The sequence below is a fragment of the Cyanobium gracile UHCC 0139 genome, assembly GCF_034931325.1.
Lineage (GTDB): Bacteria > Cyanobacteriota > Cyanobacteriia > PCC-6307 > Cyanobiaceae > Cyanobium > Cyanobium gracile_B.
In genome coordinates this window covers 1-5000 of sequence record NZ_JAYGHX010000020.1, presented here as the reverse complement: position 1 = coordinate 5000, position 5000 = coordinate 1, and the positions used below count along the sequence as shown (strand labels likewise).

Below are 5000 nucleotides of genomic sequence, written 5' to 3'. Positions count from 1 at the left end.
GCGACCACCTTGCGGTGGCACCCCTTCTCCCGAAGTTACGGGGCCATTTTGCCGAGTTCCTTAGAGAGAGTTACCTCGCGCCCCTCGGTATTCTCTACCACCCCACCTGTGTCGGTTTCGGGTACAGGCCGTCATGCCTTAACGGGTATAGGGCTTTTCTTGGAAGCTTGACATCACCCACTTCGCTGCCGTAGCAGCTCGTACTCACGCCTCAGCTCAAAGTGTTTTCGCCACTTCTCAACGCCTTGAACGCTTGAACCAGTAACCAACTTCTGGCTGGGCTAGCCTTCTCCGTCCCCCTTCCCAAAACATGACAGGTACAGGAATGTTGACCTGTTGTCCATCGACTACGCCTTTCGGCCTCGCCTTAGGTCCTGACTAACCCTCCGCGGACGAGCCTGCCGGAGGAACCCTTAGGGTTTCGGGGCATGGGATTCTCACCCATGTTTTCGCTACTCAAGCCGACATTCTCACTTCCATGCAGTCCACGCCCGCTTACGCTAACGCTTCGCCCCACATGGAACGCTCCCCTACCATTTAACAAGTTAAATCCGCAGCTTCGGTAGACTACTTAGCCCCGTTCATTTTCGGCGCAGGATCGCTCGACCAGTGAGCTATTACGCACTCCTTTGAGGATGGCTGCTTCTAGGCAAACCTCCTGGTTGTCTGGGCAATCCCACCTCCTTTATCACTGAGTAGTCATTTGGGGACCTTAGCTGGCGGTCTGGGCTGTTTCCCTTTCGACCATGGAGCTTATCCCCCACAGTCTGACTGCCTAGTTTCACACAGGGTATTCAGAGTTCGTCTCGATTTGGTACCGCTCTCGCAGCCCGCACCGAAACGGTGGCTTTACCCCCCTGCTATAGCACTAGACGCTACGCCTCAACGTATTTCGGGGAGAACCAGCTAGCTCCGGGTTCGATTGGCATTTCACCCCTAACCACAGCTCATCCGCTGATTTTTCAACATCAGTCGGTTCGGACCTCCACTTGGTATCACCCAAGCTTCATCCTGGCCATGGTTAGATCACCCGGGTTCGGGTCTATAAACACTGACCAACGCCCTATTCAGACTCGCTTTCGCTATGGCTCCACCATTTCCGGTTTAACCTGCCAGTGCCTATAAGTCGCCGGCTCATTCTTCAACAGGCACACGGTCATCCTATGAGTAGGACTCCCATTGCTTGTAAGCTCACGGTTTCATGTTCTATTTCACTCCCCTCCCGGGGTTCTTTTCACCTTTCCCTCGCGGTACTGTTTCGCTATCGGTCACACAGGAGTACTTAGCCTTACGAGGTGGTCCTCGCGGATTCACACGGAATTTCACGTGCTCCGTGCTACTCGGGATACAGCTAGGCCAGTTTCGTTTTCGCGTACGGGGCTTTCACCCTCTATGGCGCGCCTTTCAAACGCTTCCACTAACGTCCCTGGTCCACGTTGCTGTCCCACAACCCCGATGGTCGAAACCATCGGTTTAGGCTCTTCCCCGTTCGCTCGCCGCTACTTAGGGAGTCGTTTTTACTTTCCTTTCCTCCAGCTACTAAGATGTTTCAGTTCGCTGGGTTGGCTCGCGCCACCCTATGGATTCAGGTGGCCGTTCTAGGGGTTGCCCCATTCGGAGATTCCCGGATCAAAGCGTGTTTCCAGCTCCCCGAGACTTTTCGCAGGTAACCACGTCCTTCATCGCCTCTGTGTGCCAAGGTATCCACCGTGAGCCCTTTGTAGCTTGACCAATTAACACTCCCAGCGTTCAGGGTTGTTGAGACCCATTCTCCTGCTTTCACCTCCTCTGGCTTTTCCTGGTTCACTCTGATGCTGCGGTTTCCCGTCGCACCATCGCGGCCCATTCAAGCCCAAGCGGTTTGAAAGACAGAATCTGACTCTTCTCTCCTCGGCGGAGCGAAAAGACGCTGGAAGCTCTCGGCTCTAAACTCAAGAATCTCCCAGTCAGCCGTCTCCATCACCTGGGGTTACCAGGATCTGTCAACGTCCGTCTGGGCATCCATGAGATGCTTTCTTTTCCAGACTCACCTATGCAGTTGTCAAGGTTCTTCGCTGGCTCCACTGATTCACCAACTCACATGAACATGCAAATTGATGATCAGCGAGTCCAGCTTCCTTTCAACCATCTCTGAAATACACTCACCTTTACAGTGAGCCTATCCATCGGGAATGAAAGGAGGCTGGAGTCCTCAGCTGAACATGTCCGGTCACTTCACCCATCAGAATTCCTCCTGATGCAGCTTCATGTTGTGGTCTTAACCTGGTTGGATGGAGGTTAGCGGACTCGAACCGCTGACATCCTGCTTGCAAAGCAGGCGCTCTACCAACTGAGCTAAACCCCCAAACACGAATGGGCCATCCTGGACTTGAACCAGGGACCTCACCCTTATCAGGGGTGCGCTCTAACCACCTGAGCTAATGGCCCAGGAGCAATCACTCTGACAGTGGTTCCTCCAGTCAACCAGTGCTTCCTCTCCCTCGCGGGATACGATTCATTGGATGCCTGGCAAAACCCTTGGTGGGGTGACCTAGACAAAGTTTAGGAACTGAAAACGAGTCCATCACAACATCCTTAGAATCCTCCTTCCTGCTCTTGCGAGCATTCGGGACTTTTCCTTGGCTTTGATGGCTCACCTTGAGGTACCGATCGACCTTCGAGATGACAGGACCGTGGCCTGAGACAAAAGTGCTTCCCAAACTTACGCTTGGTCGGCGCTCAGACATCACGATCAGTTGTGTCTCCCTGTTAGGAGGTGATCCAGCCGCACCTTCCGGTACGGCTACCTTGTTACGACTTCACCCCAGTCATCAGCCCCACCTTCGGCGTCCTCCTCCACAAGGGTTGGAGTAACGACTTCGGGCATGGCCAACTTCCATGGTGTGACGGGCGGTGTGTACAAGGCCCGGGAACGTATTCACCGCAGTATGCTGACCTGCGATTACTAGCGATTCCTCCTTCACGTAGGCGAGTTGCAGCCTACGATCTGAACTGAGCCACGGTTTATGGGATTAGCTAACTCTCGCGAGCTTGCAACCCTTTGTCCGTAGCATTGTAGTACGTGTGTAGCCCAGGATGTAAGGGGCATGATGACTTGACGTCATCCACACCTTCCTCCGGTTTATCACCGGCGGTCTCTCTAGAGTGCCCAACTGAATGCTGGCAACTAAAGACGTGGGTTGCGCTCGTTGCGGGACTTAACCCAACATCTCACGACACGAGCTGACGACAGCCATGCACCACCTGTCTCTGCGCTCCCGAAGGCACTCCCTCGTTTCCAAGGGATTCGCAGGATGTCAAACCCTGGTAAGGTTCTTCGCGTTGCATCGAATTAAACCACATACTCCACCGCTTGTGCGGGCCCCCGTCAATTCCTTTGAGTTTCACACTTGCGTGCGTACTCCCCAGGCGGAACACTTAACGCGTTAGCTACGACACCGAGGGGGTCGATTCCCCCGACACCTAGTGTTCATCGTTTACGGCCAGGACTACAGGGGTATCTAATCCCTTTCGCTCCCCTGGCTTTCGTCCATGAGCGTCAGTTATGGCCCAGCAGAGCGCCTTCGCCACTGGTGTTCTTCCCGATATCTACGCATTTCACCGCTACACCGGGAATTCCCTCTGCCCCTACCACACTCAAGCCTTGTAGTTTCCATCGCTGAAATGGAGTTAAGCTCCACGCTTTAACGACAGACTTACAAGGCCGCCTGCGGACGCTTTACGCCCAATAATTCCGGATAACGCTTGCCACTCCCGTATTACCGCGGCTGCTGGCACGGAATTAGCCGTGGCTTATTCCTCAAGTACCGTCATGTCTTCTTCCTTGAGAAAAGAGGTTTACAGCCCAGAGGCCTTCATCCCTCACGCGGCGTTGCTCCGTCAGGCTTTCGCCCATTGCGGAAAATTCCCCACTGCTGCCTCCCGTAGGAGTCTGGGCCGTGTCTCAGTCCCAGTGTGGCTGATCATCCTCTCAGACCAGCTACTGATCGTCGCCTTGGTGGGCCATTACCCCACCAACTAGCTAATCAGACGCGGGCTCATCCTCAGGCGAAATTCATTTCACCTCTCGGCATATGGGGTATTAGCGGCCGTTTCCGGCCGTTATCCCCCTCCTGAGGGCAGATTCCCACGCGTTACTCACCCGTCCGCCACTAGCCCGAAGGCTCGTTCGACTTGCATGTGTTAAGCACGCCGCCAGCGTTCATCCTGAGCCAGGATCAAACTCTCCGTTGTAGATCCAACCCTCTTGGTCAACTTGCGCTTCCCTCAGCTGGATTTGCCTCTCTCCATCCCCGCAGACTGGCGTCTACGGCAACGTCGGGGCCACCAACGCTCTCGCGCTGGGTTCAAAGAGTGCACCTATCGCTTTCCAGTTCGCTCCCCTTGCGGAGAACCTCGCTCCCCTTTCAGGCAGCGCCCAGGCCACGACATGTGACTTTCCCGAATCTCAGATCCGGTTCGCAACCGGTCTAACGCTCAAAGGGCCTTCCATCGCTCTGAAACTCTCTCTTGCAAGATCGCTCAGCGGGATCGCTCCCCGTCCAATGGCGCCTCTCCAAACCTCGGCGCGTCGTGAGAACGCTCCTCGGCTCCTTGATCGCTTTGACCCGTCGCTTCTTTCTTTTGACGGGACCTCACACCTCCACCGCTCTTCGTCCGCTGCTTCCCCTCTCAGAGAATCCCGCTAAGCACGTCCCTTCCAGGACGCCTCCCCTCCGCGGTAGCGAAGGACACAGGCGCTTCCAGAACAACCACCTACGGTCTCCCGCAACTGATCCTCTCCTTCCGCAGCAACCGACGCAGTGGAAGCGTCAGTTCCTAAACTTTTTTGGTTGTCCAGGTTCTGCCGCTCCACCCCTTCCGGGGCTCTCGCGGCGCGTCGCCTCCCGGCGACTCAGAAAACTTACAACACCGTCGGCTCGCGCCTCTTGATCTCGTAAGCCTGCTCCCCGCTCGAGCTCTCGCTCTCTGGGGCGCAGTCCAAAATCATATCACGTGGG

General features: G+C 55.4%; 2 tRNA genes and 2 rRNA genes (1 of these 4 running past the window's edge). All 4 read right to left on the bottom strand.

Annotated features, from left to right (window positions below):
• A 23S ribosomal RNA gene (locus VB738_RS16385) occupies positions 1–1731 on the bottom strand (it extends 1145 nt beyond the left edge of the window).
• 540 nt (positions 1732–2271) lie between these two features.
• Positions 2272–2344 (bottom strand) — tRNA-Ala (locus VB738_RS16380).
• 9 nt (positions 2345–2353) lie between these two features.
• Positions 2354–2427: transfer RNA gene (locus VB738_RS16375), tRNA-Ile, on the bottom strand.
• Positions 2428–2748: 321 nt separating this feature from the next.
• Positions 2749–4233: ribosomal RNA gene (locus VB738_RS16370) — 16S ribosomal RNA — on the bottom strand.
• Together the 16S and 23S rRNA genes with 2 tRNA genes alongside form the textbook arrangement of a ribosomal RNA operon.
• Positions 4234–5000 lie beyond the last annotated feature (767 nt).